Consider the following 2,611-nt stretch of genomic DNA (forward strand, 5'->3'; position numbering starts at 1 on the left):
ACCCGCGGGCGAGCCGGTCCTGGGGGTCGAAGGTGAGCGGCAGGACGGTTGGCTGCTCGCCGTGTCCGGGGACGTCGACCTCACCGCCCGGCCCGTGGTCGCGGCCGCGTTGGCCGAGGTCCGGGGGAGGCCCGTCGTCGTGGACCTGACCGACGTGCAGTACCTGGCCAGTGCCGGGATCGCGCTGCTCGGGGAGGCGGCGGCCGGGTCCGCGCTGTCCCTGGTGGTGGCGGCGGGGTCGGCCCCCGCCCGCGCGCTGGAGATCACCGGGCTCGCGGACGCGGTGCCCACGACCGTGGTGTCCCCCGCGGCGGAGGCGCCCGCGTGAGGGGCGCCTCCGTGCGGGCGGTCAGCGCGGCTCGACCTCGGCCATCTCGTTCCAGGCGTCCCCGTCGAGGTCCTGGTAGTTGATGGAGGGCCTGCGGGTGACCACGCCGCCCATCCACGGGAAGAAGTTCTGCGCGTGCTCGGTCTGCACGTGCGCGCCGCCCGCGTCGCCGTCCCGGAACACCTCGATGATGGCGAACTCGTTCGAGTCCTGGCCGTTCTCGTAGAAGTCGAACGAGACGTTCCCCGGCTCGGAGCGCACGGCCGCCGTGTAGTCGGTGATGCCCTTCAGCCACTCCTCCCGCTTGTCCGGCTTGATCGACACCTTCAGGACGATGAGGATCACGACCTGTCCTCCGCGTGCTCGGCTCCCGGCGGGTCCGGGACGGTGGGGGAAGCCTCCCACCCGCGCCGCGGCCGTGGTGTCTCAATCCTGGACGGGCGGGCTTCCGCGTGTCGGAAGCCGCTCTGACACCGGCGGTGGCCACGCGCATACTCCGGCGATCCGGACACCGAGGAGGGTGACCCATGACAGCGACGTCGGGGACGGAATCGGGCACACGGGCGGGGTGGGCGGCACCGTTGTGCTGGGCCGCGGTGGCCCTCGAGGGGTTCGACCTGGTGGTCCTGGGGGTGGTCCTGCCCTCGCTGCTGCGGGACCCGGCCTGGGGGCTCACCCCCGGCACGGCCTCGCTGATCTCGGTGGTCGGCCTGGTGGGGGTGATGGTGGGGGCGCTCGCGGTCGGCCCGCTCACCGACCGGTTCGGCAGGCGCAGGCTGATGCTGGTGACCGTCGTGGCCTTCTCCGTGCTCACCCTGCTCTGCGCCTTCGCGCCCGGCCCGGTGCTGTTCGGGGTGCTCCGGTTCCTCGCGGGCCTCGGGCTCGGCGGAGTGCTGCCGGTGGCGATCGCGACGGTCAACGAGTTCGCCCGCGGCGGGCGCGGCGGCAGCGCCACCACGACCCTGATGACGGGCTACCACGTCGGCGCCGTGCTGACCGCGTTGCTCGGGATCGTCGTCATCCCGGCCTGGGGCTGGCGAGCGATGTTCGTGATCGGCGCGCTCCCGGCGCTGGTGCTGGTCCCCCTGATCCGGGCCCGGCTGCCCGAGTCCGTGCCCGCACCGGCCGGCGGCGCGCCCCGCAACCCCGTCTCGACGCTGTTCGCGCGCGGGTACCTGCGCGCCACGCTGGCCTTCTGGGTCACCTCGTTCATGGGCCTGCTGCTGGTCTACGGGCTGAACACCTGGCTGCCGGAGATCATGCGGTCGGCCGGGTACGAGCTGGGCGCCGCGCTGGCGCTGCTGCTCACGCTCAACGTGGGCGCCGTGCTCGGGCTGCTGCTCGCGGGCCGGGTGGCCGACCGCATCGGGGTGCGGACCGCCGTCGTGGTGTGGTTCGCCGCCGCGGCCGTCTTCCTCGCGCTGCTGTCGATCAAGCTGCCCGGGGTCGGGGTGTACGTGTCCGTGCTGCTCGCGGGTGTGTTCGTGTTCAGCTCGCAGGTCCTGGTCTACGCGTTCGTGAGCAAGCGGTACCCGGCGGAGGCGCGGGCGACCGCGCTCGGCGGCGCCTCCGGCGTCGGGCGGCTCGGCGCGATCTGTGGCCCGCTGGTCGGCGGGGCGCTGCTCAGCGCCGGGCTGGCGTACCCATGGGGCTTCTACGCCTTCGCGGTCGTGGCCGCGCTCGGTGCGGTCGCCGTGGCGATGGTGGGCAAGGAGCCCGCGTGAGGTCGGTCCGCGACGCCACGTTCGACGTCCTGCGGCAGGTCGGTTCGACGACGCTGTTCGCCAACCCCGGCTCGACCGAGATCGCCCTGCTCACCGACCTGCCGCCGGACCTCGAGTTCGTCCTCGCCCTGCACGAGGGCTCGGTCGTGGGGATCGCGACGGGCTGGGCCACCGCCCACGACCGGCCCGGCCTGGTCGTGCTGCACACCACCGCAGGGCTGGGCAACGCGGTCGGGGCGCTCGCGACCGCGCGGGCCAACCGCGTCCCGCTCGTGGTGCTGGTGGGGCAGCAGGACCGCAGGCACCTCGCCGCCCAGCCGTTCCTCACCGGCTCCCTGGAGGGACTGGCAGGCGACCATCCGGTGTGGACGACGACCCCGGCCCGCGCCCAGGACGTCCCGTCGGCGGTGGCGCGGGCGCACCACGAGGCGGTCGCCGGGCGCGGCCCGGCGCTGGTGGTCGTGCCGAGCGACGACTGGTCGGCCCCCGCCTCGGACGAGGTGCTCGCCCCGGCGCTGCTGCAGCGGGGGAGGAGGCCCGATCCGGAGTCGGTCGCCGC

At 74.5% G+C, this 2,611-nt stretch carries 4 protein-coding genes; 3 read left to right on the forward strand and 1 reads right to left on the reverse strand.

Translation table 11 applies throughout. From position 1 onward, the window contains the following. On the forward strand, nt 1–328 hold a 328-nt coding region (locus H5J29_RS28680), incomplete at its 5' end, for an STAS domain-containing protein (protein WP_181784103.1). 21 nt (nt 329–349) lie between these two features. Here H5J29_RS28680 and H5J29_RS28685 read toward each other — a convergent pair. Then, complete coding sequence (locus H5J29_RS28685; protein WP_181784104.1) at nt 350–673, reverse strand: putative quinol monooxygenase; 324 nt, start codon at nt 671–673, stop codon at nt 350–352. A 182-nt stretch (nt 674–855) separates the two neighbouring features. Between H5J29_RS28685 and H5J29_RS28690 the strand changes: the two genes are divergently transcribed. Together H5J29_RS28690 and H5J29_RS28695 are read left to right on the forward strand one after the other, a co-directional pair. After that, on the forward strand, nt 856–2,052 hold the full coding sequence (locus H5J29_RS28690; RefSeq protein ID WP_181784105.1) for an MFS transporter: 1,197 nt from the start codon (nt 856–858) through the stop codon (nt 2,050–2,052). Further along, nucleotides 2,049–2,611: thiamine pyrophosphate-binding protein (locus H5J29_RS28695; RefSeq protein WP_312858458.1), on the forward strand; the 563-nt coding region annotated here is incomplete at its 3' end. The genes H5J29_RS28690 and H5J29_RS28695, both read left to right, overlap by 4 nt.

Origin of the sequence: Pseudonocardia pini, assembly GCF_013870575.1 — a bacterium.
GTDB classification, from domain to species: domain Bacteria; phylum Actinomycetota; class Actinomycetes; order Mycobacteriales; family Pseudonocardiaceae; genus Pseudonocardia; species Pseudonocardia pini.